This window comes from Nocardia sp. NPDC051990, assembly GCF_040680755.1.
GTDB lineage: Bacteria > Actinomycetota > Actinomycetes > Mycobacteriales > Mycobacteriaceae > Nocardia.
On sequence record NZ_JBFAXH010000014.1, the window covers coordinates 47,054 to 66,401 of the forward strand.

At 65.9% G+C, this 19,348-nt stretch carries 21 protein-coding genes; 7 read left to right on the forward strand and 14 right to left on the reverse strand.

All coding sequences use genetic code 11. The features are described 5' to 3' along the window. Positions 1–61 precede the first annotated feature (61 nt). Positions 62–769: a ubiquinone/menaquinone biosynthesis methyltransferase gene (locus tag AB0L63_RS23310; RefSeq protein ID WP_364504561.1), complete on the forward strand. Its 708-nt coding sequence runs from the start codon at positions 62–64 to the stop codon at positions 767–769. A gap of 21 nt (positions 770–790) precedes the next feature. Here AB0L63_RS23310 and AB0L63_RS23315 read toward each other — a convergent pair whose 3' ends face one another. Then, a complete protein-coding gene (locus AB0L63_RS23315) occupies positions 791–1,372 on the reverse strand; it encodes a TetR/AcrR family transcriptional regulator (RefSeq protein ID WP_364504563.1) in 582 nt (193 codons plus the stop codon). Positions 1,373–1,599: 227 nt separating this feature from the next. On the opposite strand from AB0L63_RS23315, the gene AB0L63_RS23320 reads away from it, so the two are divergent. Then, positions 1,600–1,815, forward strand: coding sequence for a heavy metal-associated domain-containing protein (locus tag AB0L63_RS23320; RefSeq protein WP_364504565.1), 216 nt, complete (start codon positions 1,600–1,602; stop codon positions 1,813–1,815). A gap of 144 nt (positions 1,816–1,959) precedes the next feature. On the opposite strand, the gene AB0L63_RS23325 is transcribed toward AB0L63_RS23320, so the two are convergent. Further along, on the reverse strand, positions 1,960–2,499 hold the full coding sequence (locus AB0L63_RS23325; protein ID WP_364504567.1) for a Fur family transcriptional regulator: 540 nt from the start codon (positions 2,497–2,499) through the stop codon (positions 1,960–1,962). Between the two features lie 436 nt (positions 2,500–2,935). Between AB0L63_RS23325 and AB0L63_RS23330 the strand changes: the two genes are divergently transcribed. Beyond that, a complete protein-coding gene (locus AB0L63_RS23330; protein ID WP_364504569.1) occupies positions 2,936–3,136 on the forward strand; it encodes a zinc transporter Slc39a7 in 201 nt (66 codons plus the stop codon). A gap of 15 nt (positions 3,137–3,151) precedes the next feature. Here AB0L63_RS23330 and AB0L63_RS23335 read toward each other — a convergent pair whose 3' ends face one another. The 3 genes from AB0L63_RS23335 to cbiM are packed head-to-tail and all read right to left on the reverse strand — an operon-like array spanning position 3,152 to position 6,007. Beyond that, positions 3,152–4,078, reverse strand: a complete 927-nt coding sequence (locus AB0L63_RS23335) for an ABC transporter ATP-binding protein (RefSeq protein WP_364504775.1) — start codon at positions 4,076–4,078, stop codon at positions 3,152–3,154. Next, positions 3,966–4,913 (reverse strand): cobalt ECF transporter T component CbiQ, encoded by a 948-nt coding sequence (cbiQ, locus tag AB0L63_RS23340; protein ID WP_364504571.1) that lies wholly within the window; start codon positions 4,911–4,913, stop codon positions 3,966–3,968. Before cbiQ ends, AB0L63_RS23335 begins: the two co-directional genes overlap by 113 nt. Continuing rightward, positions 4,910–6,007: a cobalt transporter CbiM gene (gene cbiM / locus AB0L63_RS23345; protein WP_364504573.1), complete on the reverse strand. Its 1,098-nt coding sequence runs from the start codon at positions 6,005–6,007 to the stop codon at positions 4,910–4,912. The genes cbiQ and cbiM overlap by 4 nt, the downstream gene beginning before the upstream one ends. Positions 6,008–6,561: 554 nt before the next feature. Here cbiM and AB0L63_RS23350 point away from each other — a divergent pair. Both AB0L63_RS23350 and AB0L63_RS23355 read left to right on the forward strand, forming a co-directional pair. Then, entirely contained in the window at positions 6,562–7,767 is a 1,206-nt protein-coding gene (locus AB0L63_RS23350; RefSeq protein ID WP_364504777.1) for an MFS transporter, read from the forward strand. After that, positions 7,764–8,816 carry a hypothetical protein gene (locus AB0L63_RS23355; RefSeq protein ID WP_364504575.1) on the forward strand — a complete coding sequence of 351 codons (1,053 nt, stop codon included), beginning with the start codon at positions 7,764–7,766 and terminating at the stop codon, positions 8,814–8,816. Before AB0L63_RS23350 ends, AB0L63_RS23355 begins: the two co-directional genes overlap by 4 nt. A gap of 7 nt (positions 8,817–8,823) precedes the next feature. On the opposite strand, the gene AB0L63_RS23360 is transcribed toward AB0L63_RS23355, so the two are convergent. Continuing rightward, positions 8,824–10,026: an acyl-CoA dehydrogenase family protein gene (locus AB0L63_RS23360; RefSeq protein ID WP_364504577.1), complete on the reverse strand. Its 1,203-nt coding sequence runs from the start codon at positions 10,024–10,026 to the stop codon at positions 8,824–8,826. Between the two features lie 123 nt (positions 10,027–10,149). Here AB0L63_RS23360 and AB0L63_RS23365 point away from each other — a divergent pair, with 123 nt between their 5' ends. Further along, a complete protein-coding gene (locus AB0L63_RS23365) occupies positions 10,150–11,931 on the forward strand; it encodes a CoA transferase (protein ID WP_364504579.1) in 1,782 nt (593 codons plus the stop codon). After that, positions 11,928–13,562, forward strand: coding sequence for a class I adenylate-forming enzyme family protein (locus tag AB0L63_RS23370; RefSeq protein WP_364504581.1), 1,635 nt, complete (start codon positions 11,928–11,930; stop codon positions 13,560–13,562). The genes AB0L63_RS23365 and AB0L63_RS23370 overlap by 4 nt, the downstream gene beginning before the upstream one ends. A gap of 54 nt (positions 13,563–13,616) precedes the next feature. Here the strand turns inward: AB0L63_RS23370 and AB0L63_RS23375 are convergent, their stop codons facing one another. From AB0L63_RS23375 to AB0L63_RS23410, 8 genes are all read right to left on the reverse strand, one after another. Then, positions 13,617–14,423, reverse strand: a complete 807-nt coding sequence (locus AB0L63_RS23375) for a zinc ABC transporter substrate-binding protein (RefSeq protein WP_364504583.1) — start codon at positions 14,421–14,423, stop codon at positions 13,617–13,619. Continuing rightward, positions 14,402–15,244 carry a metal ABC transporter permease gene (locus AB0L63_RS23380; RefSeq protein WP_364504585.1) on the reverse strand — a complete coding sequence of 281 codons (843 nt, stop codon included), beginning with the start codon at positions 15,242–15,244 and terminating at the stop codon, positions 14,402–14,404. The genes AB0L63_RS23375 and AB0L63_RS23380 overlap by 22 nt, the downstream gene beginning before the upstream one ends. Further along, positions 15,241–15,876, reverse strand: a complete 636-nt coding sequence (locus AB0L63_RS23385) for an ABC transporter ATP-binding protein (RefSeq protein WP_364504587.1) — start codon at positions 15,874–15,876, stop codon at positions 15,241–15,243. The genes AB0L63_RS23380 and AB0L63_RS23385 overlap by 4 nt, the downstream gene beginning before the upstream one ends. Then, a complete protein-coding gene (locus AB0L63_RS23390; protein WP_364504589.1) occupies positions 15,876–16,514 on the reverse strand; it encodes a sigma-70 family RNA polymerase sigma factor in 639 nt (212 codons plus the stop codon). The genes AB0L63_RS23385 and AB0L63_RS23390 overlap by 1 nt, the downstream gene beginning before the upstream one ends. Positions 16,515–16,811: 297 nt before the next feature. After that, positions 16,812–17,372 carry a hypothetical protein gene (locus AB0L63_RS23395; RefSeq protein WP_364504591.1) on the reverse strand — a complete coding sequence of 187 codons (561 nt, stop codon included), beginning with the start codon at positions 17,370–17,372 and terminating at the stop codon, positions 16,812–16,814. A gap of 134 nt (positions 17,373–17,506) precedes the next feature. After that, a complete protein-coding gene (locus tag AB0L63_RS23400) occupies positions 17,507–18,169 on the reverse strand; it encodes a YcnI family protein (protein ID WP_364504593.1) in 663 nt (220 codons plus the stop codon). Between the two features lie 285 nt (positions 18,170–18,454). Next, on the reverse strand, positions 18,455–19,057 hold the full coding sequence (locus AB0L63_RS23405; RefSeq protein WP_364504595.1) for an MspA family porin: 603 nt from the start codon (positions 19,055–19,057) through the stop codon (positions 18,455–18,457). After that, on the reverse strand, positions 19,006–19,263 hold the full coding sequence (locus AB0L63_RS23410; RefSeq protein WP_364504597.1) for a hypothetical protein: 258 nt from the start codon (positions 19,261–19,263) through the stop codon (positions 19,006–19,008). The genes AB0L63_RS23405 and AB0L63_RS23410 overlap by 52 nt, the downstream gene beginning before the upstream one ends. Positions 19,264–19,348 lie beyond the last annotated feature (85 nt).

Genomic DNA, 19,348 nt, shown 5'->3' on the forward strand with positions numbered 1-19,348 from the left:
ACGCCGAGTCGGAAAGTATCGATGATCCAGGCGAAATTCGCCGAGCAGAGAGGTTCGCAAGATGACTGCTGACGACATACGTCGGGACAGCGGCTCCGACGTACGCAGGATATTCGAGAAGATCGCCGGATACTACGATCGGATGAACTTCGTCATGACCCTCGGCCGCCATGAACAATGGTGCCGAGAGGTGGCCGCACGAGTCGCACCGCCGGTGGGTGGGAAACTCTTGGATTTGGCCACAGGGACAGGTGTGATCGCCTTGGCAGCGGCACGCAAGTACCCTGCCGCGACTGTGACAGGCATCGACTTCTCGGAGGAAATGCTGAGTCGGGCCAGGACCAAGCCCGGGGCGGGCGCGGTTCGATGGCAGGTTGCCGATGCGGCACGGCTACCGTTCGAGGACGAATCTTTCGACGGGATTACCGAAGGCTATCTACTCCGAAATGTCGATGACCTCGGCGAAGTTCTTCGCGAACAGCATCGAGTTCTCAAACCCGGCGGCCGACTCGCAGTACTCGAAACCTGCCCACCGAGTGGCCCGGTGAAATCGGCTGTGGAATGGGCGCTTCGAAAAATGGTTCCGCTTTTGGGGCAGATCGTGGCGCGCGACCGAGCATCCTACGCCTATCTCGGATCCACCACGCTCGCCTTCGTGTCACCACAACAGATAGCCGACATTCTGCACGAACTCAATTTTCGGGAAATCGGGTGGCACAAGAAATTCTTCGGTACGAACGTCATATTGTGGGCCACCAAATCGAGGTGATCAGCCTCCGGATTGCCCTACTCAGCTCATCAACAGCGCGGCTGCCGCCCGTTCGGCCAGGTCGGCCGCATCACTCGGAATCGGGCGACCCGACCGTAGATAGCGCCGGATCATCGCGGCGGGCACGTCCACCACTGCCAGTATCACCCGATCGGCGACGCGGTCATCGCCCCCGCCGAGTCGACGGGTGACATCGGCGATCGCCTCCTGCACGGCGGCATTGCCCCGTCGGGTCGATTCCCGTGCCGCGTCGTCCCATTCGCGCGCTCCGAGCTCCTCCGCCCCGGCCGCTACGACGGCCGCATCCCCTGGATGCCGGCGCGCCCAGTCGACGGCATGCCGGGCGGTCCGCCGCACAGCCAACTCCGGCGGATCGATGGCGAGGGTCGTGAGAACTCCTTCTTGGAAACGGGTCAGGGTGCGCAACCACAGCGCGGACAGCAGGGCGGACCGGTCCGGAAACCGGTGGTACACCGACCCGCTGGGCGCGCCGGCCGCCCGCGCTACCGCAGACATGGTGACCGCCGCCGGACCCGACTCGGCCAGCAGGGTCGCGGCGGCGTCGAGCAAGCGGTCCGTACTGTGCTTGGCCGGTCTTCCCATGGCGTGGAGACTATGCTCGAATTCGTTTTAGAGACAATTCTCTAAAAGTGAGGTGCGTCGGGCCGTGGCCGTCCTGAATGTGCAGTCACGGCGCCTATCAGCACCGGCCAGCTCCATGTCCTGGTATACGCCTGGCAACCGCAGTACCATCGCCCTCAGATCCCGTCTGCTGAATCACTGCCGCCCATGCGCCGGAATTACCCATCATCGCAGATGACAGGAGTGCCATGTCTCGAGTCACGTTCTCGGTGGATGGTCTGCACTGTCAGGGATGCGTCGGAACGGTCGAGAAGGCGATCTCGGCGATTCCCGATGTCCATCGTGTCAGTGTCGACCTCGATATCGAAGGACTGTCAACGGTGACAGTCGATGCCGATCACAAACTGCGCGCCGACGAAATCCAGCGCGCACTTCGCAGCGGCGGAAACTTCACGTTGGTCTGAGTCGCAGCTGTGCGCAGCAGGCCACGATCAAAGACTTTGTATCCCAAGCGATCTGCGAATACTTCACCGATCAGGAACATGGTCTGCTGCGAGATGTTTCGCTCGACGAAAGGTTTGCGCTGGGATGAGCGCGGGGCAGTTCGGCTAACACGCCACCTTTTGGCAGGCAGGACACAGCCCATGCAGGGTCAGACCTGCGGTGTCGGCGAGTTCGAACCGGCTGCCGCGGCTGGCGTGGTCCAGCGCGGTTGTCAACTGTTCGGCGGGGACTTCGATCACCACCGAGCAGCGAGTGCAGACGGCATGGTGGTGGGGACGCACGGTCAGACCGTAGCTCGCGGCCCGTTCCCCAACGGTGAGCACGTGCAGGGCACCCATCTCGACCATCCGTGCGAGGGTGCGATAAACCGTGGTCAAGTCGACGGGTTCCCGACGTTCGGTGAGTCGCGCAACGATCTCCTGCACCGTGAGGTGTCCCGCTGCCGGGTTGCTGGTCAGCACCGACATCACCGCCAAACGCGGTGCGGTGCAACGTAACCCGCAACTGCGCAGGATCGATCGTGCGCGCTCGACCGCTGGGTCGCCGGATGCACCCGCAGTAGGCTTCGGCCTGGTGTCGTTGTCGATCACGGTCTGGCCCACGAACGGTGAAGCGGTTGTCGCCGAATCGTCGACCTCGTTCATGGTGTACCTCGTTCGCCACGGAACCGCTTTCCTCTTCTAACGCTACTATCTGCGTATGAATGCAGATTATCTGGTAATGCGGTTACCACATGATCAGCTGCGTTGGTCGTCGACCTGTTGAGGATGTTCGCTGATTCGACCCGTGTTCACACACTGCGGGCTCCGATCGATGCCGTACTGTCTGTGAACGATCTGGCTGGCCATGTCGGTAACCAAAACACCGCAGGTGCCCCCTAACACCTGACGAAACTGCGGATGGCGCGATCAGTGCGCACCCGCGATGAAGGCAATTGGTGCTCTATCGGCTCACAACAACCATGTGCGTCAACTGTTTCTCGGCACAGCCCATATCGCCGCACAGGGGTCCAGGCAGCACCGCGGCGGTGTCGATATCAGTGCCCGGCGAACCCGCTCGAGACGGAAAGGAAATCCAGAGATGACCGACCAACACACCCATCACGAGCCGCATTCTCACGCGCACAGTCACGGCACACTGACCCATACCCACGCCCACACCACACACGAGCATGACCACGTCGAACACGAACACACCCATACCCATGACGGCGTGGAACATTCGCATCGCCATGTGCATCAAAGCGATCTGCTCGACGATCACTCGCACACCCACGACTGAGCTGTACCGGGTGGGTCATTCGGGCTGCTGGACCGGCAATCGAGTGCGCGCATGGATGAGGTTGGCTGCAAGCAGTAGTTCGCGGTCGGCAAGGACGGCGGCCGGTGTTGCCTCAGCGAGGATCGTGTGGTCCTCGCCGAAGACGATGCAGCGGTCCGCGAATCGATCCAGGCTGTCGAGGTCGTGGGTGGCCAGCACGATCGTTTTGCCCGCGTCGGCGAGATCCTCGATCAGTTCGGTCAGCCACTCGCTGGTGCGTGGATCGAGTGCGGCGGTCGGTTCGTCGAACAGCAGTACTTCCGGGTTCATCACCAAGACGGTGCCGATCGCGACGCGCTTCTTCTGCCCACCCGAGAGCTGAAACGGCGCACGGTCGGCGATATCGGCGATGCCGAGCAGGGCAAGGATGTCCTCGATCCGGGCCGCAACGCGGTGGCGGTCCAGGCCGAGTTGCAGTGGGCCGAAAGCGAGTTCGTCGCGCACCGTCGGCGAGAACACCTGCGCATCGCTGTTCTGGAACACGAAGCCGATCCGTGATCGGAAGCCCATGTTCATCTGCTCGTCTTCCAGGGCGTCCTCGGTGACCTTTTCGCCGAACGCGGCGTAGGTCCCGCTGTCGGGAAACATCAAGCCGTCCAATATTTTCAGCAGCGTGGATTTGCCACAGCCGTTCGCCCCGATCAGCGCGACCTTCTCCCCCGCTGACACCTCGAGCGATACCCCGCAGAGGGCATCGAACCTTCCGAGATACTGGTATCGGAGGTCTGCACACTTCAGGATCAGCTCGTCGTTCGAAGGCAGAAGACAGCTCTGACCGGATGTGGACTCCTCATCCGGCGATGGCATGCTCACCCACCAACAGTGCTGCCCCGAATACCGCAACAGCGAAGGCGAAATGCAGGTCACTGCTCGACGGTCGCGGCTGGGCAAGGACTTTCGCATCACCACGATATCCACGCGCGACCATCGCTTGATGCACCTCCTCCGACATCGCCATCGCTTTCCCGAACATCGCGCCAGCGGTGGCGAACACGAACCGACGCGCGTACTTGTCCTGCTTCTCGGCGCCGACCGTGCGGGCTTTGCGCGCCTGGTACATATCGGTGACTGTCGCCAGCAGTAAGAACAAGTAGCGATAGGCCATCCCGATGATCAGGATGAACATGCGCGGTACGCCGAGAGTGCGCAGTGCCGCCAGCAGCCGCGTCCAAGGCGTGGTCAGCGTCAGTAGCACGACCACACTGATCGAGGACGCGACGCGGGCCACGACCAGCAATGCCGCCATGAGACCTTGCCGGGTGATCCCCTCGGCTCGACCGTGCCAATGCCACAGAGTCACGATCACGTCGCCGTCGGTGACCACACTCAATGTCGCGGGGATCAGCACGATCCCGGTGAAAATCGGGACGAACAGCCACACCCGCTTGACGAAGAATCCGACCGGCAGCGCACTACCCGCTGCCAGGACCAGCGTCGCGGCATACAGCACAATCAGTGCTGCGATGGTGTGCAGGAACGCCCCGACCAGCAATAGCCCGAACAGGGTGACGATCTTGACGCGGGGGTCGATTCGTTGCAGCAACCCATGGTGGACGGAGGTGTCGTCGCTGAACATCACCCGCCGCATTAGGTCCGCACCGCCGGCCAGCGTCTTCTCGACATAGGACCCCTTGCGGCGCTTGCCGATACACCCACACGGGCACAATGCGACATCACGAGTGAGCAACCAGTTCGGGGCCGACACCGGACGCGGATCGGTGGCCGCTGGGGTGGTCATGCGCCGGTATCGGCCGGGCTGCGGGTGGGTTCGGTCCGGGCCCCGGTCGAACGGCGCGAGCCGAGCATGCGCAAGCCGATGGCGACGAGGTAGACCGCCGCGCCGACCACGACGATCCCAACCGCCGCCGACACCAGGTAGCCGATATTGGGATGGGAACCATCGGAGAATCCGTAGTCGCCGAGCAATGTGTGGTTCCAGAACCCGGCATACTTCGCAAGCCCCGTCGGTACCGTGCTGAGCCCGAGATCGCTGAGATCAAGCTCCGCTGGCGAATCTTCACCGAAGGCACCGCCCGGCGCCAACAAACCCAGCGGCGTCAACAGCACCAGCGCCGCCATCACCGACAGTGCGACCACGACCGGGCGCGGTTTCGGTTTCGGCGCCGCGTTGTCCGCCGCATCGACGGGCACTCCCGCATTGTTGACCTGCAGCAGCGGAACATTGGCTCGCTGCAGGTACGCGACGACACCACCGGTAAGCGCGGCTTCGGCGATCCCCGCGATGAGCAGGTGGGCAAACAGCATCGCTGGCAACGCTTGCGACAGATGGTAGGGCGAATACAGCGGCGTGCCCGAGGCATCGTGGAACAGATCAGGCTGGATGCCGAGCTCTATGCCCACACAGACGGCGGCGGCATTGAGGCCGACGTAGCCACCGACCGCGGCAGCCGCGCCCCGGCGCCATGAGGTCAGGGTGCTCCCGCTGGCAAGCAGTCGATAGATCCCATAGGCGCAGAACGGCAGCGCGACGCCCATGTTGAACATGTTGACACCGAACGCTAGTACGCCGCCGTCACCGAACAACAGTGCTTGGAAGGCCAACGCGACGGCCACGGCTATCAGCGCCGCCCACGGCCCCAAGAGCACCGCGATCAACGCGCCACCCACCGCGTGCGCCGTCGTACCGTCCGGGATCGGAATGTTGAACATCATCACCAGAAACGACGCCGCTGACAGCATCGCCAGCGTGGGGACCTGTCTGGTCTTGACGACATTCTCGACCCGACGCGCCGCCACCGCGACCATCGGAACAGCCACTGCGTAACCCACCGCGCAGGTCGCCGGCGATAGATACCCGTCCGGAATGTGCATCGAAACTCCTCGGGATCTATCTGCAAGTTACTGGCATCAACGGTAACCCTCGGTCACGGCACAGACCAGCGCATCGCACGAATCGTCGCCGAGCAGAGATGGCCGTCGGACGCAGCGAAGTCGACATCGTCGGCCCCGGCAACCAACTCGAAAACCCCTCAGCCCCGGCCTGATCGACAGTTCACCTCGACCGCCAGCCACCGCCTGTCCACGCCGCAATGCCTCGGCAAGCGCGGAGTGCTGTTCTCCTTTGCCAGTACCGACCGCGCAGGAAACATCTCGAAATGCCAGTCCTTCAACACATTTCGAAAAGTTGAGGCTGATGAAGTGCAGGCAGGAACGCACCTTTGTCGATGAGCCGCTGGTCATCTCGACACCGACTTGACGCACCGCGAAGACGCAAGGCGCGGTCGCCGGTCCGAGGAGGGGCGTAGCCGTTCCAGAACCACCGCGGGTAGTGCGTGGATGTCTGGAACCGGGAAGGTGCTTGGTCCGACTATTTCAGCTCGGGGCTGTCTACGCGGCGATGCGGTTGGAAGGAGTGGGGCGTGCAGATGGGTCCGCAGGTCCGTTCGGATCCGGTGGCGATGGCGTCGGTGACCGGGATGCTCACTGCGGCAATGGGGTTTTCGATGTTGCAGTTGTTCCTGCTCGGTGCGCTGGGTCCGCGGATCGTGCCGGATCTCGGTTTGTCACCGGCGATGCTGGGCCTTACGACAACCGTCGGGTTCGGGATGGCGGCGTTGCTGTCACCGATGGCCGGGCGGATGGTGGATGTGCTCGGCCCGCGCCGATGTCTAGCTGCGCTGTTGGGGCTGGTTACTGTGGCGCTGACGCTGATCGCTGCCGCGCCGGAGTATTGGGTGCTGTTGTTGGCGGTGGGGCTCGGTGGTGCGCCACAGGCGTTGGCGAATCCTGCGACGAACAAGGCGATTTTGGCGGTGGTCCCTGCCGTGCGTCGGGCCGGTGTGACCGGCACCAAGCAGTCCGGTGTCCAGTTCGGTGCGATCGCGGCTGGACTGCCGCTGACCGCACTCGCTTCGGTGGCGGGGTGGCGGGCATCGGTGTGGGTCGCGGCGGGAACCGCGGCCATGGCGGCGCTGTGGGTGTGGCGGACATTGCCCGCTGATCCGAACCGAGACGAACAAGCCAGCGCCGCTTCGCGATTCGCAGCCAGGCCGACCGGGACGGTGACCGTGGGTGTGGTGCCGTGGCTGACCGTGTTTTCGGTGTTCCTTGGTGCTGGGATGGCGTCGATCAATACGTATCTCGCGTTGTTCGGGGAGCGTCGGTTGGGGTTGAGCGCTGCTGCGGCCGGCATGTTGGTCGCGGTGCTCGGCGTTGCCGGTATCGCGGGTCGGATCGGCTGGGCGCGGGTCGCGGGGCGGGCGGGTGTGGCGGTGGTGTTGCCTGCGGGGCTGGGGTTCGGGTCGGCGGTGTCGGCGCTGTTGTTGGCTGTGGCTCCGATGGTGAGCGGCCTGGTGTGGGTTGCGGTGGTTTCGGTGGGTGTGTTCGGGATGGCGGGCAATGCGGTGTCGATGGTGCTGGTGATCCAGCGGGCCGCACCGGGGCGGGCCGGACGGGACTCCGCGCTGGTCTCGGCGGGCTTCTTCGCGGGATTCGCTGTGGGGCCACCGCTTTTCGGTTCTCTGGTGCCAAGGATCGGTTACAGCTCCAGTTGGCTGATGGTTGCCGCGGAATTCGCCACCGCGGCCGGCGTGGCGGCGATGTGGGCGATGCGCGATCGAGTGCACGCGTGAGCGCAAGGACCGCAGCCGCGTTGGACACCGTGCTTGGCCGTGTCGCTGACACCCACGAGCAGGTCGGCGACCGGTTTCCGCTGTACGCCGACAGCAGGTCCGGTGAATGGGTGAGCACGGCGCGGGGGGCATGGACCGGTGGCTTCTGGGCGGGACTGCTGTGGCTGCGGGCGCTGCGCAGCGGCTCGGAGATCGACAGGGCCACAGCGGCGGAGGTCTCCAGTCGACTGGCCTCGTGGGTTGCGGCCGATACCTCGACGCGAGGGTTGATCTTCTGGTATGCAACGGCTCTGGCGGCTGGTCGCGGAGCTGACGCAGCCGCCGCCGAACTGCGTGACGCAGCCGCGCGCGCCTGCGCTGCCGACTTCGACCACGAATTGGGCGTACTGCCTTGGGGTTCGGCATTCGGTGGCCCCAGATTGCTGGCGCGAATGGACGGGGTTGCGGGTCTGCTACCGCTACTGGCCGCATCGAAGGCCCCCTCCGGCCTCGCGGCGGCGCGTAGGCATATCGATACCCACCTCGCCCGATGGCGTGCTGAGCCCATGGGTACACCGGCCTGGGAATGGACCAACAGCTCCTGGGTGCCGTGTCCGCAGCCGCGGCCGGGATGGAGTCGGGGCCGGGCATGGCTGCTGCTCGGACTCGCCGACGCCACCTGGCATGTCGATCCCGATTACCGTTACGTCGCCGAGGAATTGATCGATTACGAGTCGCCCCTGATCCCGGCCGCCGAGACGGTGCGGTCCGCGCCGCCGGACACCTCCGCGGCCGCGATCGAGGCCGTAGCATTACTGAAACTTGCTGCTGTGCAACGTGATTCGTACAGCACCGCGCGGTTGCGGAGTCGAGCGACAGACATGATCGAAAATCTGGTGACGATCCACCTGAGCGACGTAACCAGCGCGCGGCCCGCAGGAATGTTGCTGGATGGCTGCTACGATCTCGATCGCGGATCGGCCACCGAACACGAACTCGTCTGGGGCGACTACTTTCTCGCGCTGGCCTTGGCAATCCACATCGGTCTCGTTGGGCCATTCGATACCTGAACCGCCCTCACCGCAGCACACGGCGGGCCACCGCCTCGATGTGCAGTTCGTCCGGTCCGTCGAGGATGCGTGCCATCCGACCCGTCCTGAGCAGTCCGGGCAATGCGGTGTCGGGGCCCAGCCCGGCGGCTCCGTAGACCTGGACCGCGGAGTCGGCGACTCGCTGCAGTGTTCGGGCCGCCGCGACCTTTGCCAGTCCGGCTTCGATCCGGGCATCGTGACCAGCGTCGATGAGCGCGACGGCCTTGTGTACCAGGGGACGAGTACTGCTGATGGCGAGCAGCGACTCGAAGACGTGCTGCTGCACCAGTTGTCGATCGGCTAGTCGGCCCGTCGCCTGGGTCCTGATGCGGGCACGGTCGCACATCAGTCGGAAGGCTCGCTCTGCTTGGCCGAGCCAGCGCAGGCAGCGCAGGGTGCGACCGAGTTGCAGGCGTTCGCCCGCGATGCGCAGAGCGCCGCCGCGTTCGCCGATCAGGTGGGTGCCGGGCACGTGGACTTCGTCCAGGGCGATCTCCCACTGTCCGCCGACGCCCAGTATCGGCACTTCCCGGACGATACGGACGCCAGGAGCGTCGGTGGGAATCAGCAGCAGGGACAGTCCGGCACGGTTCGGCACGATGCCGTCGGTGCGGACCAGCACCGTGATCAGGTCGGCGTCCGCGCCGCCGCTGACGAACCATTTGCGGCCGGTCACAGTCCATGAGCCGTCGGGTCCGGTGGTCGCGCGGGTGGTTGTCATGGCGGGATCGGTGCCCGGGGCGTCGGGTTCGGTCATCGCGTAGGCGGCGCGCAGTTCTCCGGATACCAGCCGTGTCAGGTAGGTCTCGCGGATCGGGTCGGTGGCGTGTTGTTGCAGCATCCGCACATCCAGCAGCGACGCCGACCCGAGCACCGCGGGCCCGTGGTCGCTCGCGCCCTCTGCCTCGGCCAGTCGCGCATAGTCGGCGAAAGGCAGCCCTTGCCCGCCCAGCGCAGCGGGCAGTGGCAATGCCCACAGTCCCGCTGCCCGTGCGGCCGCCTTCAGCTCGGCCGATACCGCGGCGGCCGCGGACCCGCCCGCGTCGAGCTGTGTCTCTCTCGGCACCACCTGGTGGTCGATGAAGGTCGTGACCCTTTCACGCAGTGCCTCTGGATCTGAATTCGGCTGTACCGCAGGGGTTGGGACGCCCATGGTCGGCACCGAACTCCCAGATGTGAACGACTCCATGATTTCTCCTCCGCACTGGCCGGGAACCCGGGGACTCGACGGTCCGACTCCTGTGTTCGTGGAACTGGTCGGTGGCGACCGCCGCCGAGTTCCCGACGGCGCACGTCGTTCAAGAGGAGAGCCATGACACCCGGCACCATGCGAACATCGGATATAAGCCCACCTTCGATACCGCTGCGCGGCATGCGATTTCACGCGGGTAGCGGGCCTGCGACGGCTCTCGAGCATCTGCGCCTGCTCGGCGCCGAACCGGTCACCGGACGCGGTAATGCGGTACTGCTGACCGCCCCGGATGATGCGGTGGTCGAGGCGCGAGTGACCTGGGGCAGTGCGGACAATCAGGTATATGACGAAGCGACCGCGCAGGCCGCCGCGGGACTGATGCTGGTGCACGGCCGCCGCGACGGGTCACCGCGCGGTCTCGCGGTCGACTACATCGCTACCGCCACCGGAATCAGCACCATGCAGGGGCTGCTCGCTGCCCTCATCGGCAGGGTGCGCGGCGGATCCGCGACCGCCGTGGACATTTCGGCCGATCGCGTCGCGCTGCTGACCATCTCCCAGTATCTGGCCGCCGCGTGTGCCGATGACGACGAAGCCATCGCGCTCGCACCCGGCGGGCCGCCGTTTACCACGGCCGATGGTGTCCGATTCGAGGTGGAAGCGCTCGATGTCAGCGTGTGGGCCGAGTTCTGGCGGGCCATGGACGCACCGCAGGCCGCGTTGCGAAAGGGTTGGCGGCCGTTCCAATTCCGTTATGCAACGGCCTGCGCACCTTTCCCCGAAGACCTGCATCACACTGCCTCGGCGCGCACCTGGATCCAGGTGCGGGCGGCGGCGAATGCGTCCGGAGCGGACGTGTGCCGACTACACACCTTGACCGAGCGGGCCACGGAGATTCAGACCGAGCCGGTGCTGCCGTGGGAATTGATTGCGGGAGCCGAAAGGCGCACCGCTGGCAGCGGTTCCACCGGATCGACCGATCTTCCGCTGACGGGTTTCACCGTACTCGAGGCGGGTCGCCGCGTGCAGGCGCCGCTTGCGGCGCACCTACTCGGGCTGCTCGGCGCGAATGTCGTGCGGATCGAACCCCCGGGCGGTGACCCGCTGCGCGGTATGCCGCCCGCCTGTTCGGATATCTCGGCCCGCTGGCTGGCACTGAACCGCGGCAAAGACGCAGTGGAGATCGACATCAAATCGCCCACTGATCGAAAGCGACTGTCCGAGTTGGCCGCTGACGCCGATGTGTTCTTACACAACTGGGCGCCCGGCAAGGCCGAGCAGCTCGGACTCGGCGCCGAGGACTTGTCGGCCGTCAACCCCGGCCTGGTCTACGCCTACACCAGCGGCTGGGCGGATCGGCTGGCCGACGCCCCGATGGGCACCGATTTCATGGTGCAGGCCCGCACCGGAGTCGGCGAGGCTGCTCGACCGGCCGACGAACCACCGATGCCGTCGCTGATGACGCTGCTGGATGTGCTCGGCGGCATGCTCGGCACCGAGGCGATCCTGGCCGGTCTACTCGCCCGCGAGCACACCGGCCGAGGTATGCGGGTCGAATCCTCGCTGCTGGCCGCGGCAAACCTGCTGACCGCACCTGCGCTGGACCGGATCAGGGCCGGAGGTCAACCGCGCCGCCCGGCCGGATTCCGCCGCCCGCTGCCCACCGGCGACGGTCTGGTGGCCGCAACCGATGAGCACGCGAACGCGGCCGCCGATTATACAAACAGGATTCGCGAGCTGTCCACCGATGACGCCATTGCGCTATTGCGCGACAACGGCATTCAAGCCACGGCCGTAACCACCGACCTGGCCGACCTGCCCGCCGATCCCCGCTTCGCCGACGCCCTGACCACCGACGGGCACGGAGCTGTCGCTGTTTCGTCTGCTTGGAGGTTCCGATGACCGTCCTGATGCGCGACCTGGTCCCGCACCGGCTACGCCGTTCTTGGGCCGCCGATGGCGCCTGCCCCGACCTCGATCTGTATTCGCTGTTCCGCGCGCACCGGTGCCTGGACCCACACCGCACCGCCGTCCTCGATGCCAAGGGCAAACTCTGCTACACCCGGCTCGACGTACTGGTACGGCGGCTGGCGACCGGGCTCGCCGCCGAAGGCATCGGCCCCGGCGACGTCGTTGGCGTGCAACTGCCGAATTGCCGCGAGGCCGTCATCATCGACCTCGCGCTCGCCGCACTCGGAGCCGTGGCATTGCCGTTCCCCGCAGGACGGGGCATACGCGAGGCCGAATCGCTGCTGCGCCGTGCCGAAGCCGTCGCCGTCGTGGCCACCTCCGAGTTCCGTGGCCGCGACCACGCCACCGAGCTGTCCGAACTGCGCACCCGGCTGCCCACGCTGCGGTTCGTCGTCTCCGTTGGAACCGACACCCCAGACCGATGTCTCGCCTTCGCCAGGCTGCTGCGCGCCGATGACGAGGCGTTCATCCCGAATCGCCCCGATCCGGACGCCGCGGTCCGGATCCTGGTCTCCTCGGGGTCGGAAACGGAACCGAAAATGGTGGCCTACACCCACAATGCGCTCATGGGCGGGCGCGGGAACTTCATGGCTTCCCTGCTGCGCGACGGCGCACCGCCGCGCAGTCTGTTCTTGGTCCCGCTGGCCTCGGCGTTCGGCAGCAACGGCACCGCGGTCACCCTGGCCCGCCACGGCGGCGCACTGATCCTGCTCGACCACTTCACCCCGCAAGCCGCGATCGCCGCGATCGAACGCCATCGGCCGACACATGTGTTCGGCGTCCCCACGATGGTGCGAATGATGCTCGACCACAATGCTGCCGCCGCCGACACTTCCGCGCTGACAGCGCTGGTGCTCGGCGGGTCGCCACTGGATCGGGCAACTGCCGAGGAGGCACAGCGGGCTTTCGGATGCCCGGTCGTCAACCTCTACGGTTCGGCAGACGGTGTGAACTGTCATACCGGACTGGTCGAGGACGCAGCGGCTACCGCGAGTCCCGGTGTCCTGGTGGGGCGGCCCGATCCGCGCGTCGCCGATATCCGGATCACCCGGACCGAGACCGGCGAGATGGCAGCGGTCGGCGAGACCGGGGAGATTGTGGCGCGCGGCCCCATGACACCGCTGTGCTACGTCGGTGCTCCCGAACTCGACGCCCGTTACCGCACCGACGACGGCTGGGTCCGCACCGGCGATCTCGGCGTCCTCGACCCCGAGGGACGGCTGCACGTCGTCGGGAGGCTCAAAGACGTTGTCATCCGGGGCGGGGCGAATATCAGCACCGCCGAAGTAGAGCAGCTGCTGGCCGCCCATCCGGACGTGCGCGATGTCGTGTGTGTCGGTGTGCCACACCGGGTTCTGGGCGAACAACTGGCCGCGGTGGTGGTCGCGCGCGCGAATCGCCGCCCCGACCTCGCCGGATTGTGCGCTCACCTGCGGTCCCAAGGACTCGAACGCGGAAAACACCCCGAGTCCCTGCTGCTGCTCGACGCTCTACCACTGACCCCGGCGGGCAAACCGGACCGCGCCGCGCTGCAGTCCCGACTCATCGCAGCGACAGGCTGAAACCAGCTGCGGGGCAGGCACTTTCAACACCTGCTTGGCAACTGATCGCCACGATCAGGAGCCCGACATGGCCTTCTTCAGCGTGGTCGCGGCGTCGCGGTAGACGGTCAACAGATCCAGGTCCTGACCCGGGTAGTTGACGATCGAGACCTGCTTGGCGCCCGAATCCGGCAACACCGCTCCGGTGGACATGTGCGCATTGTCGAACACGAAGTCCGGCTTCTCGGCCGCCAAACCGGCCAACTGCCCGGGAGTGACGGCTTCGGGTCCATAGGTGCCGACGATATCCGCACCGGCCAGCTGCGCGGCCCAGGTCGAAAAGACCTGTGCGACAACGGTCGGCTGCTTGCTGCCGGGCCATGCCGCCCGAATGTCCTTGCCCAGCTTGTCGTATTCGGCGGCGAACGCGGTCACCCACGGATCAGCATGGTCGGAGGTGCCGAATTCGGTGCCGAGCGACTTCACCTGTGCGGTCACCTTATCGGCGGAATTATCGAGATTCACCTCGATCAGCTTCGCCTTCGAACCCGCCGCCTCCTTGATCTTTCCCGCGAACGGTTCGAACGACGCGTACAGCACGAAGTCGGCCTCGGCGACCGCGGTCAGATCCGACGGTTTGGGGTCGTAGTCCGGCGCGTGGTGCACCGACGCGGGCACGATGACCTTGACGCTCTCGACACCCGCCGCCTTGGCGAACGCCGCCTCCCACGCGGTGGTGGCGACGACCTTCGGTTGGTGCTGCCCATCGTGGTGATCATGCTCGTCATCGGTGCTCGAACAGCCGCCGAGCAGCACACCCGCAGCGACCGCGAGGCCGGTTGTCCAGGACAGGCCCGCGATCAATGAGCGGAAACGTGCCATGACTGTGTTCTCCGTTCAGGAATGAAGTGAGCCGCGAGGGCGACCGCCCCAGCGGTGAGCACCAGGACCGGCCCCGGAGGCAGGTCGAAGGTGAGGGCAAGGAGGAATCCGATGAGGTTGACGGTGACACCGATGCCCATGGCCCAGAAGATGATCGAGGCCAGCGAATGCCCGAGCCGACGCGCGGCCAGGGCTGGCAGCAAGGTGAGCGCGTCGACGAGCAACGCCCCGGTGAGCCGGATCGCACCGGCAACCGCGACGGCCACCAACACCAGCAGCACCAGAGTGAGCCACCCCACCGCAACGCCGGATACCAGCGCCAATTCCCGATCGTGCAGCAGCAGCGCCAGATCGCGGCGCCGCCACCACAACAGCGCGGGCACCAGCACGGCCAGTACCGCGAGCACCACCACGTCCTGGGTCCGCACCGAGAGAATGGAACCCCACAGCAGCGCGAATGCCGCTGAGGCGTTCACCCCGGCCACCGAAAGCACCAGCAGCGCCGCCGCGATCGCCAGGCTCATCAGCAAACCCATTGCCCCGGACAGACTTTCCGGTGTGCGAGCCAGCGGGCTGATCCCGGCTCCGGCGACCGCGCAAGCCACCAGTCCACACAGCGCCGGATCGAGACCGGTCAGCATTCCGACCGCGGCGCCGAGCAGGGCGACGTGCATCATCGCGAACCGCACCGGAATGATGTCGAGCCCGACGATAACCACCCCGATGACCGGTAGCCCGATCGAACCGAGTACCAGCGCCACCCCGGCCCGCCGCACCGGCATCAGCCCGAGCAAATCGCCCAGCTGAGCAGGTCCGTTCACGCCACCTCCCGCAACCGGCCCGCCGCCATTTCCAGCACCCGGTCGCAGCGTCGTGCCACGGCCCGGTCGTGGGTGACGACGACGAGGGTGACCGGCAACTCCGTGAGCACGTCGGCCGCCTCCTCCTGGCCCGCGAAATCCAGTGCCGCCGTTGGTTCGTCGGCCAGCACGATGCCCGCACCGGCCGCGACACAGCCGACCGCGCGCGACAGGTGCATCCGCTGCAACTGCCCACCCGAGAGCGTGTCGAGCGGCCGGTTGACCAGCGCGCCGACGCCGAGCCGGTGCGCCATCGCCGCCGCCTGCTCGCGGTTGCCGCTGCTGGCCAGCAGTTCACCGGCCAGCAATGGAAACCGGCCTGCGGCAGGGCGTTGCGGAATCCACGCGCACACGCGACGGCGGCGGGAAATCTCGGCGGCCCCGCGCCCGGTGCGGCCACCGACAACGATCTCACCCCGCACCGCGGTATGCAGGCCGAGCACCGCACGCAGCAGGGTCGTCTTGCCGGATCCGTTGGTGCCCGTCAACGCGACCCGCTGCCCGGCGCGCACGTCCAGGTCGATATCACTGACCACCTCGACGCCACCGTGGCGACACGACACCCCCACCAGGCGTAGATCCAACCCGCCCATCACACCACCTCCGCGAAACCCGCCGCGGCCGAACCGCGCGCACCTGGCAGTAATCGCACCGAAGCGACTATCGGTTCCGCGTCCGCCTGCCGGTGTCCATCGGCCGCCCGCAACTCGATGATCAGGGTTTCGCGTGCCCGCGCGACCCTGGAGCGGATCGTGCCGACCGGGCACCCGACCGTTTGCGCGGCCTCGGCGTAGGACAGGCCGAGGACCTGGGTGAGCACAAATGCCTCGCGCCGATCATCGGGCAGGGCGCGCAGCAGCTCGGCGATGGCCACCTCCTCCGGGAAATCCGGCACGTCGTGATCGCGGCGGTGCTGCTCCAGGGTTTGCTGCCAGTCCTCCACGTTCGCCTTCTTCGGTCGCGCCGCCGCGCTGCGGAACCGGTCGACAACCACCCGGCGGGCGATCGACAGCAGCCAGGTCCGCGCGGTGGATCGGCCGGCGAAGCGCGGCAGGCTACCCATCGCCCGCAAGAACGTCTCCTGGGTGAGATCGTCGGCGGACTGGACATCGGTCAGATGCGCGACGAACCGCCAGACGTCACGTTGAGTCGACCTGATGAATTCCGCCAGCGCAGCCCGGTCGCCATCCCCAGCGGCGATCGCGAGCGCGGTCAGTTGTTCGTCGGACATGATCTATTTCCGGATAGACAAACCCGATCGTCGGCGGAGCAGGAACCGCGCGAAAGAGCTCGCGGGATCAAGAAAATACCGCTGCCAGCGCGCAGCGGTGAAATAATCGCATGCATTGTCAACAAATTTCGATTCAGCGATGCCACATGGCATCGAAAAGTCCAGCCGTCATGTCGATTCCCCACACGGGCAGCGATCAACAGCCGTGGAAAAGGTCGAGATTCGCCGTCGCAGCGCACAACAGGCAGAAACCAGCACGGCACGCCGAAAGGATTCCGGCAGCCCGCGACGCGGCAATCAGGCGACAAGCCCGATCGGCGGCCCACGCCGGGCCATCACATAACGCAACAAGGCCCCGCGCAACACCGGCACCCCGGGATCGACGCCGACCACCGAACCAGGCACCCCATTGGTCACGCTCGAATGCACGAGCACCAACAGCAGCGGCACCACCATCCGCGCGTACAGCGCACGCAGCAGGGCGAACAGCGCCACTTCCCCGCACCAGAGCCAGACCGCGCACACCACCGCGGCCACGCTGTGCACGGCCATCATGCCCAGCGCGCGAGGATCCCCCGCAGCACCCGACATATCGTGGCCCCCGTGGGCACCGGCCGCCGCCACCCCGAACCACAGGTGCAGCACCACCTGCAGTCCCAGCAGCCCACTACCGATGGCGAGGATCCCGCGCTGACGGTCGGCCACCGCCCAAGACACCGCCGACGTCGCGGCGAAAGCCAGCAGCAACGCGGACGGCGCCACCGAATGGCGCGACACTTCCCCATGCCCGATGGCCGAAAGCAGAACACATATTGCCGCGAAAATCGTCGCACGTGTGACCCGCATTGCTGGGGACACGGGCGAACCATTCATAGCACTGTTCATCGTCGCACCCACGCGGCAACCGATGCCCGGAGGGTGCCCGCGCACCGGACCGATTCATCCCATGAACCCATGATTGTAGACAGGAGGATCAAGAGCGTTTTACCGGGTCAGGCCTTGCGGCGCGTGATCAGCGACCCGGCTCCGGCGATCAAGCCGACCGCACCGAGCACGATTCCGATAACGCCGAGCCACCGGGCCATTGTGTCACTCGACGACCCGCCCGCCGAAGCCGTCGTACGGATGTCGCCGTGATTATGCGTGCCACCGGCTTGCTTGGCGCCCAACGCCAGTGACGGGGCGGGATGCTCGGGCTCGCTGGCACCGGCCGTGGTTTCCTGATCCCACGTCACGACCTGCCCGTCGGAGTAGGTCTGAACCGCGGGCATGGTGAGAGTGTCGGTGTCGGGCAAGCCGTTGGCGAGCACCGAGAACTGACCGAACTGACCGGGGCCGATCCCACCGCCGGGATCGGCGGTCCAGGTGATCGCGGTGACATTGCGGGCGCTGTCCTTGCTCGCCACGGCCCGCCAACCCGGCATCATCTGGGTATCGGCAGCTGTCAACCCTGGAATCTGCACCACCAGCTCGACAGTCGCGCTGCTGGTGGCCGATTCGTTGGGCACCCGGAAAGTCAACACCGCCGAGCCGCCCCGCGCGGCATCCGGTGACGATACCGTGACATGTGCCGACGCGGGCGCGGCCAGCAGAACCACCGCGAACGCCGCGGCGGCGCCGGTGAATGCGATACGCGAAATCCAAGAACTGTTCATCGACGAGATCGCTCCTTCACAGTAAGGAATCGAACGCAACCGATAGTCGACTGACGACGTTAATCCTCTTTCGACTTCTGGTCACCGAAAATCCGGATATGTCGTGCAGGACGGATTTCCGTCGCTGTCGAACAGGACGATTGAATTCGCGGCGCAATGGATATAGAGCAATAATTCCCTACACCGCGCAACGAATGTAAGCCGACCGGCGTGAACGTGATGAAGTTACGCCTTGCCCCGGGAGCGGCTGAGTCTGCGATCAATTGTGCCGCAACAGTTTCAACCTCAGCCGATGCTGAACGGCGCACCCCACAGAACGGTCCAGGTAACGACCCCCTCGGTCTCCACCTCGACGTTCACAAAGGCACGCGCCTGCGCGTAGCCCGCACATCCGCTCAGACCGATGGTCTCATCGGCCCAGGAGACACCCCCGCTGCCGCCGCTGAACTGGTGGCGCCAGCGGTGCACCTCCTGGCCGAAGTCATCGGCCTGCTCGAGGTCGAGCAGATGAAACGCCGTCGCCTGACCGGGACCGAGGGTCAGATTGCCGCCGGAGGTGGCACCGACGCCGGGCCTGATGTTCTTCCCATCGCGCCAATCCAAGGTCCCCTGCACGCCGCCGGATGCACCGCCACCAGCGATATCGACCTGGCAGCCGACGACATAGCCCGGGTCGATTCGGCCGCCCCGCACGCCGGGACCGGACAACTCGACCCTGGCCGTGCCCGACACCCACGCATTGCGATGCACTGGCGTCGCCCCCATCGACGGACTGATATTCGCCGACTCATCGGTCAAGGTGATATCGACGACCGTGCCATCCGACAACGTCTTGGTCAGATGCGCACCGGGCAGCGGCACAAAGGTGTCGGCGTTCGCGGCGCCCACGGCGAAGAACCCGAGACCGGTAGCGATCGCGGCACTGTGGCGATGGCGCCGAGCCAGGCGGGCATGGTGGCGATGGCGACGAAGGGGTGGCCGAGGAAACCGATCGGGAATTCGATAGTGCGTACCGCGGTAACGGCTTCGGGGTTGGCATGGGTCAGCAGCCCGAGGTAGACGCCGATCCACAGGAATGCGAAACGCAGAAGCACCAGCCGACGCGGAAGTGTTCTTCACCAGCCGATTCGGGGTTGAGACGGCACTTGTCGGTGCTCTCACCTATCTTGGGCGCATCAT